The sequence below is a fragment of the Desulfoferula mesophila genome, assembly GCF_037076455.1.
Taxonomy (GTDB): domain Bacteria; phylum Desulfobacterota; class Desulfarculia; order Desulfarculales; family Desulfarculaceae; genus Desulfoferula; species Desulfoferula mesophila.
Window position 1 is genome coordinate 1910787 of the sequence record NZ_AP028679.1, and the last position, 22890, is coordinate 1933676.

A 22890-nucleotide genomic window follows, 5' to 3' on the forward strand; every position below is an offset into this window, starting at 1 on the left:
ATGGCTCAGGAGAAGCTAAAGGTCGGGGGGCTGATGCAGAGCGACGGCCGCTCCATGCTCAGGGTGCTATCCGCCTTCAATCTTATGGACGGCCCGGGGGTGATCATGGCGGCTCTGGCCGCCCAGGGCATCAACGTGGAGCTTCTGGTCTCGGCCCTGGACCAGGAGGACGCCATCAACCTGTCGCTGGTGGTGGCCGGCAAGGACCTGGAGCACGCCCTGGTGGTTTTGGAAGGCGTCAAGCAAGACTTGGAGGCGAGGGCCATCACCTATCTGCCCGACGTGACGGTGCTGACCCTGTTCGGTCCCCACCTCCGGGAAAAGCCGCGCATCCCCGGAGTGATGTTCACTACCCTGGCCTCGGTGGGAATCTGCCCCCAGGCCATCAGCACCAGCATCTCCAGCGTGTCGTGCGTGGTGCCCGGCCTCCAGGCCGCCTTGGCCGTGGAGGCCCTGTCCGAAAGATTCGAGTTGCCCTACAAGGCCCAGCAGCGCCCCAAGAACTGGTAAGGCGCGGCCGAGGGGGGCCGAGACGCGGAGTCCGGTGCGCGCTCCCTTTGTCGATGGTAAAATCGCAAAATATCATTCTTCTGCAATCGACCGGAGTTTAGGATCAGCCATGACCCCCGATCCCGCCATAAGCCGCCTGTTGCCCAATGCCAGTCTTAGAGGCATGCGGGTGCTGGTGCGCGGGGCGGGGGAGATGGCCAGCGGGGTGGCCTATCGCCTGGCCCACGCGGGCTTCCACGTGTTGATGACCGAGATCCCCACCCCCCTGGCGGTGCGCCGCTCGGTCAGCTTTTGCGAGGCGGTGTACGAGGGCAGCAAGGTGGTGGAGGGCCGTACGGCCCGGCTCATCCAGGAGCCTGGTGAGGCCCCGGAGCTGTGGGCCCGCGCCGAACTGCCGGTGTTGGTGGACCCGCACATGAGATGCCGGGCGGCCATTCGCCCCATGGTTATCGTGGACGCCCTCTTGGCCAAGCGCAACACCGGCCTGCACAAGGGCATGGCTCCCCTGACCATCGGGCTGGGGCCGGGCTTCCACGCCCCGGACCAGGTGGACCTGGCCATAGAGACCAACCGGGGCCACAACCTGGGGCGGCTCATCAGCCTGGGCGCGCCCGAGCCCAACACCGGGGTGCCGGGCACCCTGGGCGGCTACTCCCTGGAGAGGGTACTGCGTTCACCGGCCGACGGCCGCTTCCAAACCCAGGTGGCCTTGGGCCAGCGAGTGGAGGCCGGACAGGTGGTGGCCACGGTGGATGGCCAAGCCGTCGAGGCCCAGGTGGCGGGCATCCTGCGCGGCCTGCTGCGGCCGGGCGCGCTGGTGACCCAGGGCACCAAAGTGGGTGACGTGGACCCCAGGGGCTGCATCGAATATCTGCACACCATCAGCGAAAAGGCCCGCGCCATCGGGGGATCGGTGCTGGAGGGCATCCTGGCCACTTTCAACCGTTGAGTTCGTGGGTAATCCTGTTGCAAAACGCCGTGTTGCCAGCCGGGCCGGGGCAATTCCCGGGGTTGGGCCGTCCCGTTTGTATTATACCGCTATGCGGTATCAGGTATTGGCTTGTGATACTCTTTAATTTGCATTACATTGTCGGCCGGTTCGTCGGGATGGACCCGAACCCTGCGCCCAAGGGGAAATTTCTTGCAAGGCGCTGGGGTGGAAGCTTAAAAATGCATGATCGAGATGTGGAGCGGTTTGAACAGTCGCAATAATTTAGTAGGTCTGATTAACGGCAAGCGCGCGCTGCCGGACTTGGGAAAGGCGATGCATCGATGAGCGACAAATTTATGTCCACCGCCGAGGCGGTCGATAAATTTATTCATGACGGAGACCAGATAGCTCTGGGCGGCTTTACCATCAACCGCAACCCCATGAGCCTGGCTCGGGAGATCGTCCGCCAACACAAAAAGGACCTTTACCTGGTGGTGCATTCCCACGGGCAGGCCTTGGAGCTGTTGATCGGGGCGGGCTGTGTAAAGCGCCTGGAGTTAGCCTACGGCGGCGTCGCCAGATTCGCCCCCACCGGCCAGCGCTTCAAGAAGGCGTTTTTGGAAAAGAGCATCGAGGTAGAGGATTACACCAATTACCAGATGACCCTGAGATTCATGGCCGGGGCCATGGGGCTCCCCTTCATCGCCACCACTTCGGGCCTGCAGACCGACGTGGTCAAGGTTTCCGGCTTTTCACCAGCCACCAGGAAACAAGAGGGCGTGCCCGACGAAAAGCTGACCGTCATAAAAAACCCCATCGACCCCGAGTCGGGGGATGTGGTCATCTTGCCGCCCCTGAACCCGGACGTCACCCTGCTGCACGCCCAGTATGCCGGGGATGAAGGCACCATTCGCATGGAGGGGCTTTCCTTCGCGGACATAGAGCAGGCCAAGGCGGCCAAGCATGTGCTCGTTTCCTGCGAGCACGTGGTGCCCGAAGAAATGCTCCGGCGGGAGCCGGACCGCAACTGCCTGCCCCCGTTTTTGGTGGACGCCATCATTCCCACCCCTTATGGCGCCCATCCCACCGGTTGCTATATGTTCTATGACTATGATCCCACGCACCTGAACCTGTTCAAACAGATGGCGCGGGACGATGCGATGTTCCAGCAATACCTGGACGAATGGGTCATGCCCCTGGCAACCCAAGAAGAGTATTTGGACAAGGTCGGCGCTTCCAGCCTGGTTCGGATCAAGGCCAACCCCTTCATCGGTTACGCCCCCGGCATGGACAGAAGTTGAGCGGAGCTATCATGGACCAAAAATACACAGCAAATGAGATCATGGCCTTGTGCGCCGGACGCCTGGTTCAAGACGGCGACATCCTTTTTGCCGGCACCGGCCTGAGCATGCTGGCGGCGACCGTGGCCAAGCAGATACACGCCCCTCGCTCCACGGTGTTTTTCGAAACCGGCGGCATCGACCCAGCCTTGGATGAGCTGCCCCTGGGCGTGGCCGACTCCAGGGTGATGGTCGGCACTTCAGTCAACAGCGGTCTGGCCGACGCCCTGAGCCTTTTGGGGCATCCCAAGCTCAAGACCATCGCCTTCCTGGGAGCGGCCCAAGTCGATTGTTATGGCAACCTCAACTCGACCATGCTGGGCACCTATGACAAGCCCTTGCAGCGGTTCCCCGGTTCCGGGGGGGCCTGCGATGCCGCCAGCCTGGGCTATGGTTACGTCATTTTCATGAAACACGAGGTCAGGCGGTTCGTGGAAAAGCTGGACTACTTCACCACCCCGGGCTGGCTCACCGGCGGCGATTCAAGGGTGAAAGCCGGTTTCAAACGCGGCGGCCCCATAGCCGTGGTCACCAACCTGGGCATACTGAAGTTCGACGATACCAGCAAAAAAATGTATCTCGCCGAGTATTACAAATTCACCACCCCTGAAAAGATAGCGGAAGCGACCGGGTTCGAGCTGGACATCTCACGGGCCCGACCGACCATGGAGCCGACGGAGCAAGAACTGAGTATTTTGCGCACCAAGGTTGATCCCCAGCGGCTCATATTGGGACCCGCCGCCTAGCCTTGGGTCCTGCCGCTCGGCTTGTCGCAAAGTGCTCCAAGCCGGTTGAGGCATTGACCCTAACTGGCATTCGGCCAAGAGTAACACCGGTGGCCCGGGACATACCCCGGGCCACCGGGCAGTCTTTACCTTGATGAATTTGAGCGCATTCGCCGCTGTATAGCCCTGACGTTTGGATGTTTGGACCAACTCGCGACTTGGCGGAGGCGGCCTTGCTTGTCCCCGCTATTCATGCTCTTCAACGACCAGATTCGGACTGGGGTTTCCCTTGAACCCTATAAAGCCCAGGTTTGCAATCTTATATGAGAAATGTTATAAAATATGTTATATTGTTTCGGCTTTTGCATATAATAAGCTGATTATTTTAATATAATTACTATCTGTCGCCCTGTGGGGACAGCTTTGGCAGCAGGCTCTTTGGGGCTTGGCGGTTACCATATTAGGGAAAGGGTCTGGTCATGCCATTGCGCACGGTGACCAATCCCGTGAAAGCGGGCTCGCGCTATCTGTCGGGCAACGATGCCGCCGCCGAGGGGGCCATCGCCGCCGGTTGCCGCTACTACGGCGGCTATCCCATCACCCCCTCCTCGGAAATCATGGAGTACATGAGCCGGGAGTTGGCCCCGCGGGGCGGCGCCTTCATGCAGATGGAGGACGAGATCGCCTCCATCTCCTCGGTGGTGGGCGCCTCTTGGACCGGCTCCAAAGCCATGACCGCCACCAGCGGGCCGGGCCTTAGCCTCATGCAGGAGTGCCTGGGCTACGCCGCCTTTACCGAGACCCCGGTGGTGCTGGTGGATGTGCAGCGGGCCGGCCCTTGCACCGGCCAGGCCACCAAGGTGGGGGCCGGAGACCTCATGGCGGTCAAGTGGGGATCCCACGGCGACTATCAGGTGGTGGCCCTGTCCCCCTGGTCGGTGCAGGAGATGTTCAGCCTCACCGTGGAGGCCTTCAACCTCTCCGAACGCCTCAGGGTACCGGCCTTCCTTTTGGCCGAGGAGGCCACCGGCCATCTGCGCGAGCGGGTGGACCTGCCCGAGTCCCTGGAAATCTACGACCGCGACTACCAGCCCCATGAGCCGCCTTTTGGCTGCGACGAGCCCGACGGCATCCCCTCCATGCCCCGCTTCGGGGACGGGGAAAACCTTCTGGTCACCGGCTCCACCCACGACCGCTGGGGCTATCGCAAGACCGAGGGACCGGCCTTTCACGACGCGCTGGTGCGCCGCCTGAGCCAAAAGGTGCTCAGTCGCAAGGCCGAGATTTGCCGCCATGAGGGCTATTACCTGGACGACGCCGAGTTGGTGGTGGTGGCCTATGGCTTCACCGCACGGGCCGCCCTGCGCGCGGTGCGCCAGGCCCGCCGGGGCGGCCTGGCCGTGGGCTTGTTGCGCCTGATAACCATCTGGCCCTTTGACGACGAGCTGATTCGCCGGGTGGCCCAGGGGGCCAAGGGCTTTTTGGTGCCGGAGATGAACCTGGGACAGGTGGACGGCCTAGTGCGCTCCGCCGCCGGAGACACGCCGGTGAAGTCGTTGACCCAGGTCAACGGCAGCACCATCAGCCCGGCGAGCATCCTCGCCGCGCTGGGGGAGATGCGCTGATGGCCCGCTCCATGGAGAAATATCTGCGGCCCGAAGTGAAGACCACGCCGTTTTGCCCCGGCTGCGGCCATGGGGTGCTCATGGGCTCGTTGCTCCGGGCCATCGACCAGCTCGGGCTGGACATGAAAAACACCCTGTTCGTTTCGGGCATCGGCTGCGCGGCCTGGATTCCCAGCCCCAACTTCGCGGCAGACACCCTGCACACCCTGCATGGCCGGGCAGTGGCCTTTGCCACCGGGGCCAAGGCGGCCAACCCCGATCTCAAGGTGATCGTGATCTCCGGCGACGGCGACCTGGCCTCCATCGGGGGCAACCACCTGATCCACGCCGCCCGGCGCAATCTGGAACTGACGGTCATCTGCGCCAACAACATGATCTACGGCATGACCGGCGGCCAGATGGCCCCCACCACCCCCCAGGGGCACCTCACCGCCACCAGCGTGCAGGGCAACCCCTACCGGCCCTTTGACCTGGTCAAGCTGGTCAAGGGGGCGGGCGCGCCCTACGTGGCCCGGGGAGCGGTGACCCGGCCCTATGAGTTGATCGGCTATCTCAAGAAGGCCATTGCCTCCCCGGACTTCGCCTTTGTGGACGTGCTCAGCCCTTGCCCCACCCAATACGGGCGGCGCAACAAGCTGGATTCGGCCGGGGCCATGTACGAGCGTTTGCGGGGACTGTGCCAAGAATCGGCAGAGGGGACCTGCGCGCCGGGGGACGCGGGAGACTCCCTGCGGTTGGGTGAGTTCAATGACTGAGCGCAAGGAAATACGTCTGGCCGGTTTGGGCGGCCAAGGGGTGGTGCTGGCCGGAGTGCTCTTGGGCCAGGCCGCGGTGGACCAGGGCCTGTACGCGGCGGGCTCCAACTCCTACGGGGCCCAGGCACGGGGAGGCGGCGCCCGGGCCGACCTGGTGCTGGACAACCAAGAGATCGACTACCCCCACGTGGAACAACCCGACCTGCTGGTGGCCATGAGCCAGGGGGCCTACGACGCCTACGCCTCGGGCGTGGCCGACGGCGGCATGGTGCTGTTCGACTCCGGCCTGGTGACGCCCGTCGCTCCCCATGACCGCTACGGCGCCAAGGTGACCGCCATGGCCCTGGAGGAGTTCGGCAGCCGTCAGGTGGCCAACGTGCTCTGGGTGGGGTTGGTGGCCGGGGTTACCGGCTGGTTCGACAGCCGGGCCCTGGAGAAGACCATGCTGGGCCTGGTGCCCGAGCGCTTCGCCGAGCTGAACAAGGCGGCTTTGGCCAAGGGCCTGCAAGAGGGCCGCGCCTGGGAGGTGGCCTGATGGAAGGCAGAACTCATGTGCCCGTGGTGGACGAGGCCCTGTGCGGGGTGTGCGGGGTGTGCCGGGGGGCCTGCCCGGCCCTGGGCAGCCCCGACCTGCTGGAGGGCGAAAGCGACACCATGCGCGCCGCGCTGGCCTCCCAGGCGGACGCGGGCCAAAGCGAGCTGGCCCCCTGCCAAGACGCCTGCCCCCTGGGCCAGGACATCAACGGCTATTTGGGCGCCCTGGCCAAGGGCGCGCAAACGGACGCCTTGGAGATAATCCTCCGGGACAATCCCTTGCCTTCGGTGCTGGGCCAGGTGTGCCATCATCCTTGCCAGCAGGCCTGTTTCTCCTCCCCGGTGCAGAGGCCGCCCTCCATACGCGACCTCAAGCGCTTCGCGGCCCAGGCCCCGCGCCCCGTGCCGGTGTTGCCCTCGGGATATCCCCTGGCCAAGGTGGCCATCGTGGGGGCCGGGCCCGCCGGGCTGGCCGCCGCCTGGGAGCTGGCCCGCCGAGGGGCCAAGGCGGTGGTCTTTGACGCCCAGCCCATGGCCGGGGGCATGTTGGCCTGGGCCATCCCCGACTTCCGCCTGCCGCGCCAGGATCTGCAGCGGGACCTGGACTACGTGGCCGCCCACGGGGTGGAGTTCAAGCTGGGCCATGCCCTGAGACCCGAAGAGGTTGCGGCCCTGCGCGAGGAGTATGACGCGGTGATCCTGGCCTGCGGCGCGCCCCTGGCCCAAAAAGCCGGGCTGCCCGGAGAGGAGCTGCCCGGCGTATACCAGGGCCTGGACTTTTTGCGCGACACCGCCCTGTGCAAGCCGCCGAAGCTCAAGGCTCCGGTGGTGGTGGTGGGCGGCGGCAACGTGGCCCTGGACGCGGCCCGCGAGGCCCTGCGCCGGGGCCTGCCGGTAACGCTGGCCTATCGCCGCGACCGCGAGCAGATGCCCGCCTACGCCGAAGAACTGGCCGCGGCCGAGGCCGAAGGCCTGAACTTCGTCTTCCGAGTGCAGCCCGTGGCCCTACAAAGGGGGGAGGGCGGCGGCGTGACCTCGCTCACGGTGCAGGGCACCCAGCCCGGAGCGCCGGGAGCCGACGGCCGGGTGGCCTTCCAGCCGGACGGCGCTCCGCCGCGCCAATTGGAGGCGGGCAGCGTGATCCTGGCTCTGGGGCAGAAAAGCGAGGCCGAGGCCTGGCAAAACGGCCTGGCCCTGGACGGCCTGCAAGGCGACGCCCGGGGGCGGCTGGCTCCGGGCCTGTACGTGGCCGGCGATCTGGCCAGCGGCCCGGCCACGGTGGTGCAGGCCATGGCCGGAGGAATCAAGGCCGCCCGGGCCATCATGGAAGAGGTGCAATCATGAGCCTGCGTCCGCCGTGCCCCCTGCCTGAAAGCGCCCCCGCCCTTGGTCATGGGGAGATAACCCTCGAACAGGCCCGGGCCGAAGCGGCCCGCTGTTTGTCGGGCCACTCCTGCCAGGGATGCGAGCTATGCCTGTTGATCTGCCCCGACCTGGCCATCACCAAGGACCCGGACAACGGACGGGCGGTGATAGACCTGGCCTTTTGCAAGGGCTGCGGCCTTTGCGCCGAGGTATGTCCCAAGGGGGCTATAACCATGCAGCTCGACCAGGGCTAACCCCGGCGCAGCCAGAAGCTGCATGGCGGCGTTGTCGGCGTCACTCGGTCCTCGGCGTAGGTAGACTACGCCTGCGTCCCCTGGCTGTGCCGGAATGATCCTTTGAAAAGAAACGGCCGGGACGCGCCGACATCCCGGCCGTAGGTTTTTATACGCAGGTAGGTCAGGCCTTGGGTTTGATGCCCAGGATCTGGCGGGCATCGTCGCAGGTGGCCACCTCCCGTTGCAGGATCTTGGCCAGCTCCACGGTGCGCTCCACGAAGCGGGCGTTGCTGTCGGCCAGCACCCCCCGGCTCAAATACAAGTTGTCTTCAAAGCCCACCCGCACGTGGCCGCCCATGAGAATGGCGTGGGTGGTGATGGGCAACTGGCGGGCCCCCACGCCCAGCACCGACCAGGGGCAATCGATATTCAGCTGGCGGCGGAAAGCCATTAGGGTGTCCAAATCGGCGGGCGCGCCCCAGGGTATGCCCAAGCAGAATTGGAAATAGGGCGGCTCGTTCACCAGGCCGCGCTGCACCATGTCCAGGGCTTGGCGCAAGTGGCCCAGCTCGAACACCTCGATCTCCGGCTTGACCCCGTTTTCCTGCATGCGCCTGGCCGCCTTGTCCACCCATTCGGTGGGATTGATGAACACCCGGCCCCGGAAATTGAGGCTGCCCACGTCCAGGGAACACAGGTCCGGCTTAAGCGAGATGGGCAGCATGCGTTCCTCGTCCGGATCCTCGGCCTGGATGTTGAAGCCGCTGGTGGTCAGGTTGACCAGCATGTCGCTTTCGGCCCGGATGCGCTCCAGGGCCTCGGCGAAAAGCTCGCGCTCAAAGGCCGGGGAGCCGCTCTGGGGATCGCGCACGTGAATGTGGACTACGCTGGCCCCGGCCCGCCAGGCGCGCAATGCCTCTTGGGCGATTTCCTCGGGCGAGTGAGGGATGGCCGGGTTTTGCTCCCGGGTGGGGGCGGAGCCGCAAACGGCCACGTTGATGATCAGTTTGTCCAAAGGGACCTCCTCTTCCCAGGTTGGATTTCAGGCTGACGGGCTTCGCTCCTCCGGGGAGCGCACCCTCGCGGCTTGTCTTCGGCATAAAGGCGCGGTCTTCTTGTTCCGGCAACAAAAATAAAGCGACCTTGGCGCTATCACCGCTTGACTTGCCGAACGATAGCATAATATAAAATATTATATTTAATAATAAGTAATAAACTATATTTCAAAAGATTTCGGCCGTCACCCCAATGGTTTGGTGGAGGGGCTGCGGATACTGTCAGCGCGGTTAACCGAAGGGGACGTAACTATTGAAAAGCGCACAAACCTTGGTCGAAAAAGCATATCAGCAGATCAAGCTGATGCTGTTAAATGACGAACTGGTGGCCGGACAAAAGCTGCGCTACCAAGACATAGCCAAGCGGCTGGAAATGAGCCAGACGCCGGTCAATCTGGCCCTGGTTCGCCTGGAAAACGAGGGCCTGGTTCACTGGGAGGCCAACAAGGGCTACTCCGTGCCGGAGTTGGACCTGGAAGAAGCCCTGGAGCTTTACGAACTAAGGGTGCTCTTGGAAGGTTTTCTGGTGGAAAAGGCGGCCGAGCGCATCAGCGATGACGAATTGTCCGAGTTGCGCCTCTTGCTGGACGGCCACCGCTCGGTGCGCGGCGAGGTGTACTGTAGAGAGCGCTTGTGGTGCGACGCGCGCATCCACTTGGCCATCGCCCGCTACAGCGGCCACAAAAACGGGACCGTGTATTTGCGCCAGTTGTTCGATCGCATCTATCTGCGCTACCGGCCCGAGCGCCTTTCCATCGAGCGCTTGAGCGAAGCCGAGCACCAGCATGAGGAGTTGTTCAAAGCCTTGGCCGCCCACGACGTGCAGCAGGCCAAGCAGGTGATGACCCATCACATATCGATAGGCCAGCAACGCATGCTCAAGGGCATAAGAACTCAAGTAGAGGAACGCAGCAGGATCAAGCTCTGGGGTTGATCGCTTGGTCCCGCCGCGCCGCTTCACCTAGAAAAATCGAGGAGAAAAACAAGTTCATCTTTACCGTAGGAGGGAAGAATGCCGAAGAAGTTTTGCCTAATCGCGGTGGCGGTCGTACTTAGCCTTTGCCTGATGGCGCCGGCGGCCATGGCCGAGACCAAATTCCTGCGCATGTTCTCGGGTCCGGAGGGGGGTTCCTGGTATCCCCTGGGGTCGGCCATGATGAGCATCGTCGAGAAAAACCTCAAGATATCCACCTCCAACGGCCCCGGCGGCGGAGTGGGCAACTGCAAGGCGGTCAACGGCGGCCGGGCGGACCTGGGCTGGACCTATACCCACACCGCCTACAACGCCTATAACGGCCGCGGCAAGTTCGACAAAAAGAACACCAACCTGCGTCACCTGATGTCCTTGTACCCCGGCGTGTTCCAGATGGCCGTGGACAAGAGCAGCAAGATCTTCAGCGTGGCCGACCTGGCCAACAAGCGCATCGTGCCCGGCAAGGTCGGCTTCACCGGCACGGTCATCGCCGAGCTGGTGCTCAAGGCCTATGGCATCACCTTTGAGAGCATCAAGAAGAACGGCGGCTCGGTGAGCTTCGTGGGCTACTCCGACTCCGCCGCCCTGTTGAAGGACGGCCACAGCGACGCTTACATGGCCGTGACCTCCTGCCCCCAGTCCACCATCATCGACCTCAACTTCCGCCCGGGCATCCGTTTCCTGCCGGTTGACGCCAAGCACATGGCCAAGATTCTGAAGATGGAGCCCGGTCTGATGGCCACCGATATTCCCGTCGGCGCCTACAAAGGCCTCAAGGCACCGGTTCCCGCGGTGGGCACCGTGACCTGCATCGTGATCAACAAGGACGTGCCCGACGACGTGGCCTACAACATCGTCAAGACCCTCTACGCCAACTGGCCCGAACTGGCCAAGGTGAAGAAGGCGGCCATCGACGCTTCCAAGCCTGACAAGGCCCTGGCCGGCGTCGGCATCCCCGTGCATCCCGGCGCCATGCGCTACTACAAGGAAATGCACATAGCCAAGTAAGGCTGCCTCGGACCTTATGAAACCACAACGGGTGCTACCCGGCCGCTTTCGGGCGGCCGGGTAGGCAACCCCTGCAGTTAGTCAGTCCAACCACAGCGAGAGCGAGCCTTGGCAACACAAGAGAAGAAAATACAGTACGAGGAGGGCAAGAAGCAGAGCATCCTGGAATGGATGCTGGCCCAGAAGAAGGGCGTCTTCGCCTACCCTCTGGAGCTGTTCATCTGCCTGCTTTCCCTGGGACTAAGCGTTTACCACCTTTACGTGGCCTACGCCGGATCGCTGGAGGCCCACGCCTTTAGATCCACCCACCTGGCCTTTGTGATGGTGCTGTGCTTTTTGCTCCGGCCCTTGGGGCGCGCATCCTGGACCGCCCCCAAGAACGCCTGGTTCGGGGTTGACCTGCTGTTCATAGGGCTGACCATCGCCATACAGGTCTACACCCTGTGGGATCTGGATTCCTTTATCCTGCGGCGGGGCGACCTCAGCGATCTGGACATCTACGCCGGCACCACCCTGTTGATCCTCCTGTTGGAGGTGACCCGGCGGGTGGTGGGCTGGGCCATGGTCATCATCGCCGCCTTTTTCCTGGTGCAGACGTCTTTTTCCGATCATTTCTTCTGGATTTTCTACGGCCCGCCCAGCGACTGGTTCACCATCATCGACTACCTGTTCATGCGCGAGAACGGTATCTACGGCATCCCCCTGATGGTGATGGCCACCTATATTTTCTTGTTCATCCTCTTCGGGGCCATACTGGTGCGCTCGGGAGCGGGACGCTTTTTCATCAACGTAGCCATGGCCATCACCGGCAGCCGGGTGGGCGGCCCGGCCAAGGCCTCGGTGGTCAGCTCCTGCCTGATGGCCTCGGTGTCGGGATCGGCGGTGGCCAACGTGGTCACCACCGGCAGCTTCACCATCCCCCTGATGAAGCGCATCGGCTACCGTCCCTATTTCGCAGGAGCGGTGGAGGCCTGCGCCTCCAGCGGCGGTCAGATCATGCCGCCGGTGATGGGTGCCGCGGCCTTTGTCATCGCCGAGTTCATGAACGTTCCCTATCTCTACGTGGCCTTGGCGGGGCTGTTCCCAGCGCTGATCTACTTCTTCTCCATCTTCGTTATGGTCCACTTCGAGGCGCGCAAAAAGAACCTGGCCACCGTGCCCCGCAGCGAGCTGCCCAACCTGAAGGAGGAGCTCAAGCGCGGCGGGCACCTGTTCATCAGCATCCTGGTTATCGTGGTGCTCATGGTGGTGGGCTACACGCCCATGTTCGCCGCTTTCTGGGCCATTATCTCCATCCTGGTGCTCAGCGCCCTGCGCAAGGAAACCAGGATGACCCCGGTGCAGATCTTCTCGGCCCTGGAAGAGGGGGCGCGCCAGGCGGTGAGCGTGTCGGTGGCCTGCGCCACGGCGGGCATCATCATCGGCTGCGTGTTCGTCTCCGGGCTGGGGCTCAAGTTCACCACGGTTATCGTCTCCATAGCCGGGGGTGAGCTGTGGATCGCCCTGGTGCTCACCATGTTCGCTTCGCTCATCCTGGGCATGGGCCTGACCACCACGGCGGTTTACATTACCCTGGCGGCCTTGGTCATCCCGGCCCTTACCCAGATGGGAGTGGCCCCCATAGCGGCCCACTTGTTCGCTTTCTACTTCGGCCTGGTTTCGGCCATCACCCCGCCGGTGGCCCTGGCCTCCTTTGCCGCGGCGGGCATAGCGGGCTCCAACCCCATGCAGACGGGATTCCACTCCTTCCGCTTGGGTATAGCCAAGTACATCCTGCCCTTTGTGTTCGTCTACAACCCGGCCATAGTCTTCGTGGGTGACTGGTATCACGTCGTTTCGGCCGTGGCCGGCGGTTTCGCGGGAATCTACGCCCTGACCGTGACCACCGAGGGCTGGATGCTCAAGAGAGTGGGCTGGGCCATTCGCCTGGTCATGGGCGTGGTGGCCCTCATGATGTTCCATCCGGACCTGTTGACCGATCTCATCGGTTGGATACTTTTCGTGGTGATCATGATTTTGCACTGGCGGCAAACCAAACGGGAAGGCGCCTTGGTAACGGAGGTGGCGGCATGAAGCGCTGGTTGGCTTGGCTTCCCCTGGTAATCACCGCCGTGTTGATGTGGTACGCCCGCATTACCAACGTGGGGGTGACCCATTACAACCTATTCCTGTTGGGCCTGTTGGCCTGGTGCTTTATCATTATCTTGTTTTACCGCGCCAACCGGAACCCGGAAGAGATCGAGGACAACGGGAAAACCCTAGACTGAGAAAAGGACGCGAAAATGCCCAACGGCTCCATGGTGACCCCCTTTGACGGCAACGCGCCCCAAATAGACCCCACCGCTTTTGTGGACCCCTCGGCCAGGATAATCGGCAAGGTTACCCTGGCTCCCGGGGCCATGGTCTGGCCCGGCGCGGTGCTGAGGGCCGACGATGATGTCATCGAGGTGGGCCAGGGCAGCGCGGTGCTGGACTTGGCCCTGTTGGAATCGCCCCAAGGCAAGCCGGTGATCGTGGCCCCCGGCGCCCTGGTCAGCCACCAGGTGTGCCTGCACGGGGCCACCGTGCACAGCGGGGCCCTGGTGGGCATCGGGGCCATCGTGCTGGACGGCGCGGTGGTGGGGGCCGGAGCCCTGGTGGGAGCCGGGGCGGTGGTGCCGCCCAGGATGCAGATCCCAGAAGGGGTGCTGGTGTTGGGCCAGCCGGCCAAGGTGATCCGCGAGTTGAAACCCGCCGAGCGCGAAGAGGTGGCCCGGCAACTGGCCGACCTGGCCGCCAAGGCCAAAATCTACCGTTCGCAAACCTTGTGAACAGGGCGGGGCGGTTGCCGTGAGCGCCGCTCCGCCTTTTTTGCCCCCCAGGAGAAACATCCCATGGAACTCAAGCTGGATCATGTTCACCTGCGCTGCCAAGACCTTGAAGCGGCGGTGTCCTATTATCAAAAAATGTTGGGCGGCGAGGTGGTGGCGCGCATCGAGGCCCGGGGCATGCCCCTGGTGCGCATGAAGGTGGGCGACGTGTTTCTGGCCTTTTCTCCCCAGCGCGACGACGAGCCCGAACCCCAGAGCGGCCTGCATTGGGGAACCTATGAGCTGGGTTTTTGGGTGGACGACGTGCAACGGGCCTATGAGGAACTCAAGGCCAAGGGCGCCGAGTTCGTAATCGAGCCAATGGAGTTGCGCCCGGGGGTATGGGCCGCGTTTTTCTTGGCCCCGGACGGAGTCAAGATCGAGATATTGCACCGGGATTGATCGGGGCAGGGCGGGCGGCCGCCTGGGGACTTCAGCATGGCGAAAGCGCGTTGCAACGCGCTCTCGCCTTTTTAATGTGCCATAAATGAGCTCGAAAAATAATTAAAGTAAATTATAAAGAAAAAATATTAAATAACTAATATATATAATCAATATAAAAGGATCACGAGAGGGGGCCGGGGTGACGGATCCATCGGACAACGATTGGGGAGGTTCGGCCGGAGGGTTGGGGATCAGACGCCGTTGGACTTTTCCTCGGCGGCCATCTTCAGCCAGGCGGTTTCCAGGTTTTTCATTTGCGAATTGATCTTCTTCACGTGCTCCAAGGCCAACTGTTGGGCCAGGTCCGCATCGCGTTGTTGCAAAGCGCGCAAAATGCCGCGGTGATCTTCATCCGTGTGCAGAATCAAATGTTTGGGTTTCAGGGCGGTCACAAAGGCCAGGGTGAAATCCAGGACACGGTTTATCAGGGCCGCATAGATGGGGTTGCCGCAGGCCCGGCCCACTTCCCGGTGGAAATTACCGGTAATGTCTCTTTTTTCGTCGGGATTATTTTCGTAATAGCTCTCATCGATGATGTTTTCCAGGTCGATCAAATCCTCGTCGGTGGCATTGGTGGCCGCCAAGCGAAACACCTCAGGTTCCACGAATTGGCGCACCTGGACCAGGTGGTCCACGGTAAGTTGGCGCAAGCGGATGAGATCGGCCACGTTTTCCAAAAGGAATAGATGGTCGATGCGCCCCACCATGGCCCCGCCCTTGGTTCCGCGGTTGATTTTTATCAGGCCTTGGGCCTGTAAATAGCGCAGGGCTTCACGAATCACCGGTCGGCTTACAGCCATCTGCCGCGCCAGCTTGGTCTCGTTGGGCAAGGTGTCGCCCAGTTTGAGAGCCCCCGTGAGTATGGCCTCGCGTATCTCCGAAGCCACGACTTCGTAGAGGTTTTCCTGTTTTCCCACCGCCTTGAGGCTCAATTTACCGTCCCCTTGTGACCTTGTGTAAGTTACCTTGTGATCTACAAAATCCCAAATTTGGCGCTTTGCAACTTTTTCGGTTGACAAATACTAACACAGCAAGATACATCATGTGTAGGTAAAACGTAATACGTATTAACAATAGGGGGGCGCCAACGTTGTCACACACAAGGAGGTCTCTAAAATGAGGTCCAAATCGCTCGCGATCCTCGCTACCCTTCTCCTGCTGGTATTTGGGACGGCCACACTGGCCTCCGCCATGAACATCCGCCTCAACATCGTATATGGGCCCAAGCATCCCTTGGCCAAGGGCGTGTTTAAAAACTGGGCCGAACAAGTGAAAAAAGTAACCGACGGACGAGTCAAGGTTACCATTTTCTACGCCAGTGCCCTGGCCAAAATCACCCAGGTGTTTGACGCCACGGTTTCCGGCCAGATCGACGCCGGTCTTTCCTGCCCCACCTATGCCCAGGACCGCTTCCCTCTGAGCGGCATCCTGGACCAGCCCATGGTGGCCACCTCCAGCGCCGAGGCCAACAGCGCCGCACTGTGGAAGCTGTATGAAAAGTACCCGGCCATGCAAAAGGAGTATGAGAAGGTCAAGGTGCTGTGGTTCTACACCAACCCCGCCTTCCAGCTCCACTTCACCAAGCGCGATGTGCGCAATCTGGAAGAGCTCAAGGGAGCCATCGTCTCCGCCGGCGGCAGCGCCGCCCTGCAGATGCTCAAGGCCCTGGGCGCCAACCCCGAGGCCCTGCCCATGCCCGAGGTGTTCCTGGCCCTGCAAAAGGGCGTGGTGGAAGGCTGCTTCCTGCCTTATCCTCCCTTGCGCCCCCGCCGCATGACCGACATCCTCACCACGCACACCGTGGGTGACTTTTCGGCCACCGGCTTCTACGTGATCATGAACCAGAAGAAGTGGAACAGCATCTCCCCCACGGACCAGAAGGCCATCATGCAGGTCAGCGGCCTGGCCGCGGCCAAGATGTCCGGCCGCGACTTTGACCAGGCCCAGGAGCGCGACGTGGCCTGGATGAAGAAGAAGGGCGACAAGTTCTTCGTCTTGGATCCCACCGAGCGGGCCAAGTGGATGGCGCGGGTAAAGCCCCTGCGCGACGCCTGGGTCAAGGACCTGGAGGCCAAGGGCCTGCCCGCCCAGGCGGTGCTGGACGACGCCCTGAAGATGCTTAACAAGTAAAACAAACGAACCTACCGCTCAAGCACCCTCGGCCGAGCCATCTCGGTCGAGGGTGTTTGGGACGGTTTAGAAGCTTCCCCCATAACGAATGGGGAGCAAAGGGTCTACCGGTTATGCAAATCCTTAAGTTGCACGACGGGCTGGCCAAGACGATCACACCGGTATCACGTATTTTCAACGGTGTGGGCGCGTCCATGGCCCTGCTCATGGTGCTCTTGGTGACGGCCAACGTGATCACGCGCAGCGTATTCGGCTTCTCCCTCACCGGAGTGGTGGAGTTGGAAGAGATCATGTTGATTCTGTTGGTCTTCGGCGCCATGGGCCACGCCCAGTTGGCCAACAAACACATCGGGGTGGATTTTTTCACCTCGCACATGTCCGACCTCAACCAACTCAGACTGGCCTGTTTCACCCAGCTGTTGAGCGGCTGGTTCTTCCTCATGTGCACTTGGCAGAGCCTGGTCATTTCCCACACCTATTGGGTGGAAAACGACACCACGCTGCTGCTAAAGATATCCAAGACCCCCCTTACCCTCATAATCGCCTTGGGCCTATTTTTGTTGGCCTTGGCCCTGGTCAAGGACGGCATAAAGAGCTCCGCCGAGTTGCTGCAAAAGAAGCAGGGCGTCTGGGCGGGCATGTCCTGGTTGGTTTCCATCATCCTTATACTGGGGGTGCTGGCCCCTGGCTGGTTCGATTGGAGCATCGAGCCCGACGCCAATGGATGGATTTGGGGCGTGGCCCTGTTGGCCCTTTTGTTCTCGGGCATGCTCATCGGCGGCGCCCTGGGTTTCCTGGGCGCCTTCGGCATGGCCTGGTGCTTCGGCACCGACGCGGGGCTGGGTCTGTTGCAGACCGTCCCCTTGTCTTCCGTTTCCTCCTACTCCCTGTGCGTCATCCCCTTCTTCGTGCTCATGGGCGAGATCTGCTTCCACTCCGGGCTCAGCGACAAGCTCTATCGTGCCGCCTACCGCTGGGTGGGCCATCTGCCCGGCGGCTTGGCCATAGCCACGGTGCTGGCCTGCGGCGCTTTCAGCGCGGTCAGCGGCTCCTCCCTGGCCACCTCGGCCACCATGGGCACCGTGGCCTTGCCGGAGATGCGACGCTACGGCTATAAGGACAGCCTGGCCACCGGCTCCATCGCCGCGGGCGGCACCCTGGGCATCCTCATCCCGCCCAGCGTGATCCTGATCATCTACGGCGTGTTGGTTGAGCAATCCATCGCGGACCTGTTTTTCGCCGGCATCATCCCGGGCTTTATCATGGTGGCCTACTACTGCATCGCCATCATGATCTGGGCCAAGCTGCGGCCGGACCTGGGACCCCGCGGCCCGCAGCATAAGTTCCCCGAAAAGGTACGCTCCCTGGCCGACACCTGGGAGGTGATGTGCCTGTTCCTGCTGGTCATGGGAGGCATCTACGGAGGCTGGTTCACCCCCACCGAGGCCGGCGCCATCGGCGCGGCCGGGGCCCTGATCTTCGGCCTCATTCGCCGCCGGGTGAGCAAGAAGAACATGAAGGACTCGCTGTTGGCCACCGGCCGCACCACGGCCATGGTCTTCTTGGTGGTTATCGGCACCGCAGTGTTCGGCTACTTCCTCACTTCCACCCAGATACCCATGCACCTGGCCGAATGGGCGGCCAACCTGCCGGTCCCGCCCTTCGTGGTCATAGCCGCCATCATCACCTGCTGCTTCCTGTTGGGCTGCGTGATGGGAACCTTGCCCCTGGTGTTCATCACCGTGCCCATCTTCGCGCCGGTGGTGGAATCGCTGGGCTACGACCTGATTTGGTTCGGAGTGGTCATGGTGGTGGTTTCGGAGATCGGCCTCATCACCCCGCCGGTGGGCATGAACGTGTTCATCATGAAGGGCGTGGCCGACGACGTGCCGCTGACCACCATTTTCAAGGGCATCGTTCCTTTCCTGTTGGCCGACATCGCGGTCATGATTACTTTGCTCGCCTTCCCCTCCGTGACCCTGTTCCTGCCGAAACTGCTTAATTGAAAGGACTCCAATAATGACATACCCCACTGTTTATCCCACTGGAGCCACGGTATACGATCCCGAGCGCTGCTGGAACGGCTACACGCTGTTCCAGGCCAGGGAGCGGGGCGCCCTGCTCATCGACATGAACGGCCGCGAGGTGAAGCTTTGGAAGAACCTGCACGGCTTCCCCAACAAGCTGCTGCCCGGCGGCTACGTCATGGGCCACTCCGGCGAGCGCAACGTCAAATACAGCGTCCAGGACTACATGGACCTGATCCAGGTGGATTGGGACGGCAACGTGGTCTGGAAGTTCGACCAGTATGAGTACGTGGAAGACCCCGGCGACGAGCCCCGCTGGATGGCGCGCATGCACCATGACTACCAGCGCGAAGGCAACCCGGTGGGTTACTACGTGCCGGGCATGGAGATGCCCAACGATCACGGCAACACCCTGATCCTGGCCCACAAGAACGTGATCAACCCGGCCATCAGCGACAAGAACCTGCTGGACGACGTGGTCTACGAGGTCACCTGGGAAGGAGACATCGTCTGGGAGTGGGCCTGCAACGAGCATTTCGACGAGTACGGCTTCCACGAGGACGCCAAGAACATCCTGTGCCGCGATCCCAACCTGCGCCCGGCGGGCGGCGGCATGGGCGACTGGATGCACATCAACTCCATGTCCGCCCTGGGTCCCAACCGCTTCTACGACGCGGGTGACGAGCGTTTCCACCCGGACAACATCATCGTGGATGGCCGCGAGGCCAACATCATCTGGATCATCTCCAAGGCCACCGGCAAGGTGGTGTGGAAGGTGGGCCCCTACTACGACGAGACCCCGGAGCTCAAGGCCCTGGGCTGGATCATCGGCCAGCACCACGCCCACATGATTCCCCGCGGCCTGCCCGGCGAGGGCAACATCCTGGTGTTCGACAACGGCGGCTGGGGCGGCTACGGCGCTCCCAACCCCGGCAGCCCCAAGGGCTGCAAGAACGCCCTGCGCGACTACTCCCGGGTGCTGGAGTTCGATCCGGTCACCCTGAAGATCGTGTGGCAGTACACCCCCAAGGAAGCGGGCCTGGTGCACCCCACCGACAGCAACCGTTTCTACAGCCCCTTCATCTCCAGCGCCCAGCGCCTGCCCAACGGCAACACCCTGATCACCGAGGGCAGCGGCGGCCGCATCCTGGAGGTGACCGTGGAGCACGACCTGGTGTGGGAGTACATCAGCCCTTATTGGGGTGAGAACCTGAACCAGAACATGGTCTACCGGGCCTACCGCTCGCCCTACGACTGGGTGCCGCAACTGGACAAGCCCGTCGAGACCCCCATCGCGCCCGTGGACGTGACCACCTGCCGCATGCCGGGCGCGGCCGCCCCCGGCGCCGAATCGGTGGTGGAGATCGAAGGCACCGTGCCTTACCAGAAGTCCACCGCCCTTTGCGTGGTGACCGACGCGGACGTCAAGGACTAAGACCAAACAGACCATGGCCCCGGCCCACCTTGGGCCGGGGCCGGGCCTGACGGCGTTCCGACTGGGGCCGCCCGAACGGCGGCCCAAGCCGAAACCCCGTACAGGCAATGCGAGAGGAAGTTATGAGCACGTCAAAATCTATCGAGGAAATGCTCTTTCCCGCTGAGTTGCGCTACAGTAAAGAGCACACCTGGGTTCAGGCCACCGGTGCTACCTTGAAGGTGGGCATCAGCGACTTCGCCCAGGATCAACTGGGCGAGGTGATTTACGTGGAGCTGCCCGCCGAGGGCGACGAGTTGGACCAAGACGCCGAGTTCGGCGTGATCGAATCGGCCAAGTCCACCTCCGACCTGTTCATGCCCATATCCGGCGAGGTGGTGGCCGTGAACCACGCCTTGGAGGACGAACCCGGCTTGGTGAACCAAAGCCCCTATCAGGACGGCTGGATGCTCGAGGTCAAGCCCAGCGAGCCCGCCCAGTTAAAAGACATCCTCTCGGCCGAGGACTATCTGGGGCTTATCAAAAAGGAGGCTTAGTCATGGCCGTAACCATCTACACCGCCACCGGTTGCGCCCGGTGCAAGATCGCCAAGAAGTACATGGCCCAAAAGGGCGTCGAGTACCGCGACCTGGATATCAAGGCCGAGGGCAAGGACGAGTTCAACCGGTTTTATCGTGAGAACCGCAAGTCGGTATACCGCGGCCCCGACGGCATCGAATTCCCGGTCTACTTCGACGGCCAGGTGGTCAAACAGGGCCTGGGGGTGGTGGTGGGCCACGTCAGCTCCCCCAAGGTGGCCGGTTTCTTCGGCGTCGGCCTGCTGCACGGCGAGTGGGTGGACGGCATCCATATCTCCCAGGGCGACCCCGAGGCCATCGACGAGCTGGTGGAGGCGCTGGCTTATCTCAAGAGCGCGGGCATGAAGTTCGAGATGGACACCGACGGCCGCAACCCCCAGGTGCTCGAGCGCCTGCTGGCCGAGGGCCTGGGCGACGTGCTCATCGTGCGCCTCATCGGCACCAAGGACATGTACGCGGCCCAGGGCTATGACCTGGCCGAGGTGGAAAAGACCATGGCTTTGGCGGCCAAGTTCCCCGAGTACCGCTTCGCGTTGGCGGTGCGCCCGGTGGTGCGCCCGGACGGCGCGGTGGAATACCTGAAGCCCGAGGAGGCCGGCGAGATAGCGGCCTGGGTGAAAGAGGCCACCGGGGGCAACAAGCACCCCTTCGTGCTCACGCCCTTTGATCTCAAGGCCGCGGCTGATGAGCGCTTCGCCGGGCTGGCCCCCCTGGAGGCCAAGGACCTGTTCATCTATCGCAGCAAGGCCCGGGCCCACCAGGTGATGGCCGCCATCGCCTAGGGCGGATACTCCCGGCGGCTTGCCGGTAAATTCGACATGCGGGCCTGGGCCCGTTGGACAAGAGCATATGAGCAAGTACGACGTGATAGTGATCGGCGGGGGGCCCGGCGGCTACGTGGCCGCGGTGCGTTGCACCCAACTGGGGCTGAAGACTGCCGTGGTGGAAAAAGAGGCCGTGGGCGGCACCTGCGTGAATTGGGGCTGCATCCCCATCAAGTCGCTGCTGCGCAACGCCGAGGTGGTGCACCTGCTGAACCAGGGGCGCACCTACGGCTTCGCCCTGGAGGGCCTGAGCGTGGACTACGCCGCGGCCCAGAAACGCTCCCGCCAGGTTTCCACCCGCCAGGGACGGCGGGTGCAGGCCCTGCTCAAAACCTCCGGCGTGGAGGTGATCGCGGGCAAGGCGGTGCTGGCCGGGCCGCGCCAGGTGCGCCTGGAGCCCTCGGGCGAGGTGCTGGAGGCTGGCAATATCATCCTGGCCACCGGCTCCCAGGCCCGCCAGATACCGGGAATGGAGCCCGACGGTGAGCGTATCATCACCTTCCGCCAGGCCCTGGAGCTGACCCAGGCCCCGGCCTCGGTGGTGGTGGTGGGCGGCGGGCCCATCGGCCTGGAGTTCGCCTCGGTGTGGAACCGCTACGGCTCCAATATCACCGTGGTGGAGATGATGCCGCGCATCATGCCCCTGGAAGATCCGGACGTGAGCGAAGAGGTGGCCCGCCAGTACAAGAAGGCCAAGATGGACATCCGGGTGGAGGCGGCGGTCAAAAAGGCCGAGCTTACCGACGCCGGGGTGGCCATCACCGTGGCCCAGGGCGAGGCCGAAGAGGTGATCGATGCCCAGATGATGCTCTCGGCCATCGGCTTCGTGCCCAACACCAAGGGCCTGGGCCTAGAGGAGGCCGGGGTGCAGCTCAATCGGGCGGGACAGGTGGAGATCGACGAGCAGATGCGCTCCAGCCTGCCCGGCGTGTACGCCATCGGCGACATCACCGGCAAGCTGGCCCTGGCCCACACCGCCTCGGCCCAGGGGGTTATCGCCGCCGAGGCCATCGCGGGCCGGGCCACCGAGCCCCTGGTATACGAGAACATCCCCCGCTGCACCTTTGGCGCGCCGGAAAGCGCCTCGGTGGGCCTTACCGAGGCCCAGGCCGCGGAGCGCGGCTACGAGCCGGTGGCCCAGCAGAGCCCCCTGGCCCCCAACGGCAAGGCGGTGGCCCTCAACGAGAACGCCGGTTTCATCAAGATCATCGCCGACGCCAAGAGCCGCCGGGTGCTGGGCGTGCACATGGTGGGTCCCCACGTCACCGAGATGATCGGCGGGGCGGCCATGGCCCTGAACCTGGGGGCCACGGTGGAGCAGATGGCCGGCACGGTGTTCCCCCATCCCACGGTGAGCGAGGCCATGATGGAAGGCCTGCACGCCCTGGCGGGGCACGCCATCCATATTTGATCCATCCCCATAGCGGCCGCTGGGGCCGGGGGCGGCCATGGTCCGTCCTCCGCGCCCCACGGTTGTTTTTGGGCGCGGGGAGATTGATCACCGAGAGCGGGCGGCGGCCAGACCAGCAGGCCATTGCCCGGACCC

23 protein-coding genes are annotated in these 22890 nt (G+C 63.0%); 21 read left to right on the plus strand and 2 right to left on the minus strand.

Annotated features, from left to right (window positions below):
* The 9 genes from AACH32_RS08480 to AACH32_RS08520 all read left to right on the plus strand — a co-directional run bounded on the left by AACH32_RS08480 (position 1) and on the right by AACH32_RS08520 (position 8039).
* Positions 1-510 carry an ACT domain-containing protein gene (locus tag AACH32_RS08480; RefSeq protein WP_338606358.1) on the plus strand — a complete coding sequence of 170 codons (510 nt, stop codon included), beginning with the start codon at positions 1-3 and terminating at the stop codon, positions 508-510.
* 109 nt (positions 511-619) lie between these two features.
* Positions 620-1459 carry a selenium-dependent molybdenum cofactor biosynthesis protein YqeB gene (yqeB, locus tag AACH32_RS08485; RefSeq protein ID WP_338606359.1) on the plus strand — a complete coding sequence of 280 codons (840 nt, stop codon included), beginning with the start codon at positions 620-622 and terminating at the stop codon, positions 1457-1459.
* A gap of 323 nt (positions 1460-1782) precedes the next feature.
* A complete protein-coding gene (locus AACH32_RS08490; protein ID WP_338606360.1) occupies positions 1783-2742 on the plus strand; it encodes a CoA transferase subunit A in 960 nt (319 codons plus the stop codon).
* Positions 2743-2753: 11 nt separating this feature from the next.
* On the plus strand, positions 2754-3527 hold the full coding sequence (locus AACH32_RS08495) for a CoA-transferase subunit beta (RefSeq protein WP_338606361.1): 774 nt from the start codon (positions 2754-2756) through the stop codon (positions 3525-3527).
* Between the two features lie 458 nt (positions 3528-3985).
* On the plus strand, positions 3986-5131 hold the full coding sequence (locus AACH32_RS08500; RefSeq protein ID WP_338606362.1) for a 2-oxoacid:acceptor oxidoreductase subunit alpha: 1146 nt from the start codon (positions 3986-3988) through the stop codon (positions 5129-5131).
* Positions 5131-5886: a thiamine pyrophosphate-dependent enzyme gene (locus AACH32_RS08505; RefSeq protein ID WP_338606363.1), complete on the plus strand. Its 756-nt coding sequence runs from the start codon at positions 5131-5133 to the stop codon at positions 5884-5886. Before AACH32_RS08500 ends, AACH32_RS08505 begins: the two co-directional genes overlap by 1 nt.
* Complete coding sequence (locus AACH32_RS08510) at positions 5879-6421, plus strand: 2-oxoacid:acceptor oxidoreductase family protein (RefSeq protein ID WP_338606364.1); 543 nt, start codon at positions 5879-5881, stop codon at positions 6419-6421. The genes AACH32_RS08505 and AACH32_RS08510 overlap by 8 nt, the downstream gene beginning before the upstream one ends.
* Entirely contained in the window at positions 6421-7764 is a 1344-nt protein-coding gene (locus AACH32_RS08515; RefSeq protein WP_338606365.1) for an FAD-dependent oxidoreductase, read from the plus strand. Before AACH32_RS08510 ends, AACH32_RS08515 begins: the two co-directional genes overlap by 1 nt.
* Positions 7761-8039 carry a 4Fe-4S binding protein gene (locus AACH32_RS08520; protein ID WP_338606366.1) on the plus strand — a complete coding sequence of 93 codons (279 nt, stop codon included), beginning with the start codon at positions 7761-7763 and terminating at the stop codon, positions 8037-8039. The genes AACH32_RS08515 and AACH32_RS08520 overlap by 4 nt, the downstream gene beginning before the upstream one ends.
* A 163-nt stretch (positions 8040-8202) precedes the next feature.
* Here the strand turns inward: AACH32_RS08520 and AACH32_RS08525 are convergent, their stop codons facing one another.
* The gene (locus AACH32_RS08525; RefSeq protein ID WP_338606367.1) at positions 8203-9036 is read right to left on the minus strand and encodes a 3-keto-5-aminohexanoate cleavage protein; all 834 of its coding nucleotides are present in this window, start codon (positions 9034-9036) and stop codon (positions 8203-8205) included.
* A gap of 293 nt (positions 9037-9329) precedes the next feature.
* Between AACH32_RS08525 and AACH32_RS08530 the strand changes: the two genes are divergently transcribed.
* The 6 genes from AACH32_RS08530 to AACH32_RS08555 all read left to right on the plus strand — a co-directional run bounded on the left by AACH32_RS08530 (position 9330) and on the right by AACH32_RS08555 (position 14308).
* Positions 9330-10010 (plus strand): GntR family transcriptional regulator, encoded by a 681-nt coding sequence (locus tag AACH32_RS08530; protein WP_338606368.1) that lies wholly within the window; start codon positions 9330-9332, stop codon positions 10008-10010.
* A gap of 78 nt (positions 10011-10088) precedes the next feature.
* Positions 10089-11057 (plus strand): TAXI family TRAP transporter solute-binding subunit, encoded by a 969-nt coding sequence (locus tag AACH32_RS08535; protein ID WP_338606369.1) that lies wholly within the window; start codon positions 10089-10091, stop codon positions 11055-11057.
* Positions 11058-11165: 108 nt separating this feature from the next.
* On the plus strand, positions 11166-13130 hold the full coding sequence (locus AACH32_RS08540; RefSeq protein WP_338606370.1) for a TRAP transporter permease: 1965 nt from the start codon (positions 11166-11168) through the stop codon (positions 13128-13130).
* The gene (locus tag AACH32_RS08545) at positions 13127-13324 is read left to right on the plus strand and encodes a hypothetical protein (protein ID WP_338606371.1); all 198 of its coding nucleotides are present in this window, start codon (positions 13127-13129) and stop codon (positions 13322-13324) included. The genes AACH32_RS08540 and AACH32_RS08545 overlap by 4 nt, the downstream gene beginning before the upstream one ends.
* Before the next feature lie 15 nt (positions 13325-13339).
* Entirely contained in the window at positions 13340-13867 is a 528-nt protein-coding gene (locus tag AACH32_RS08550; protein WP_338606372.1) for a gamma carbonic anhydrase family protein, read from the plus strand.
* 63 nt (positions 13868-13930) lie between these two features.
* Positions 13931-14308: a VOC family protein gene (locus AACH32_RS08555; RefSeq protein ID WP_338606373.1), complete on the plus strand. Its 378-nt coding sequence runs from the start codon at positions 13931-13933 to the stop codon at positions 14306-14308.
* Positions 14309-14541: 233 nt separating this feature from the next.
* Here the strand turns inward: AACH32_RS08555 and AACH32_RS08560 are convergent, their stop codons facing one another.
* Entirely contained in the window at positions 14542-15282 is a 741-nt protein-coding gene (locus AACH32_RS08560; protein ID WP_338606374.1) for a FadR/GntR family transcriptional regulator, read from the minus strand.
* A 184-nt stretch (positions 15283-15466) separates the two neighbouring features.
* On the opposite strand from AACH32_RS08560, the gene AACH32_RS08565 reads away from it, so the two are divergent.
* The 6 genes from AACH32_RS08565 to lpdA all read left to right on the plus strand — a co-directional run bounded on the left by AACH32_RS08565 (position 15467) and on the right by lpdA (position 22755).
* The gene (locus AACH32_RS08565; RefSeq protein WP_338606375.1) at positions 15467-16480 is read left to right on the plus strand and encodes a TRAP transporter substrate-binding protein; all 1014 of its coding nucleotides are present in this window, start codon (positions 15467-15469) and stop codon (positions 16478-16480) included.
* A gap of 113 nt (positions 16481-16593) precedes the next feature.
* Positions 16594-18486 (plus strand): TRAP transporter large permease, encoded by a 1893-nt coding sequence (locus AACH32_RS08570; protein WP_338606376.1) that lies wholly within the window; start codon positions 16594-16596, stop codon positions 18484-18486.
* Positions 18487-18499: 13 nt separating this feature from the next.
* Entirely contained in the window at positions 18500-19942 is a 1443-nt protein-coding gene (locus AACH32_RS08575; protein WP_338606377.1) for an aryl-sulfate sulfotransferase, read from the plus strand.
* A gap of 122 nt (positions 19943-20064) precedes the next feature.
* Positions 20065-20478: a glycine cleavage system protein GcvH gene (gene gcvH / locus AACH32_RS08580; protein WP_338606378.1), complete on the plus strand. Its 414-nt coding sequence runs from the start codon at positions 20065-20067 to the stop codon at positions 20476-20478.
* Between the two features lie 2 nt (positions 20479-20480).
* The gene (locus tag AACH32_RS08585; RefSeq protein WP_338606379.1) at positions 20481-21302 is read left to right on the plus strand and encodes a glutaredoxin domain-containing protein; all 822 of its coding nucleotides are present in this window, start codon (positions 20481-20483) and stop codon (positions 21300-21302) included.
* A gap of 67 nt (positions 21303-21369) precedes the next feature.
* Positions 21370-22755 (plus strand): dihydrolipoyl dehydrogenase, encoded by a 1386-nt coding sequence (lpdA, locus tag AACH32_RS08590; protein ID WP_338606380.1) that lies wholly within the window; start codon positions 21370-21372, stop codon positions 22753-22755.
* The last annotated feature ends 135 nt before the right edge of the window (positions 22756-22890 follow it).